The sequence below is a fragment of the Streptomyces xanthophaeus genome (assembly GCF_000725805.1).
GTDB lineage: Bacteria > Actinomycetota > Actinomycetes > Streptomycetales > Streptomycetaceae > Streptomyces > Streptomyces xanthophaeus.
In genome coordinates, this window is sequence record NZ_JOFT01000165.1 from 1 (window position 1) to 207 (window position 207).

The window sequence follows — 207 nt, forward strand, 5'->3', positions numbered from 1 at the left end:
CTCGTCGGGTTCTTTGTGAACACGTTGGTGTTGCGGACGGATGTGTCGGGTGATCCGTCGTTCCGTGAGTTGTTGGGCCGTGTGCGTGAGGTGGATCTGGCGGCGTTTGCGCATCAGGATGTGCCGTTCGAGCGGTTGGTGGAGGTGTTGAATCCGGCGCGTTCGATGGCGCGGCATCCGTTGTTCCAGGTGATGTTGGCGTTGCAG

At 60.4% G+C, this 207-nt stretch carries 1 protein-coding gene; it reads left to right on the plus strand.

Features of this window, described 5'->3' with window-relative positions; all coding sequences use genetic code 11:
* Nucleotides 1-207 (plus strand): condensation domain-containing protein (locus tag IO30_RS41200; RefSeq protein WP_037895616.1); only part of this gene is annotated, 207 nt, incomplete at both ends.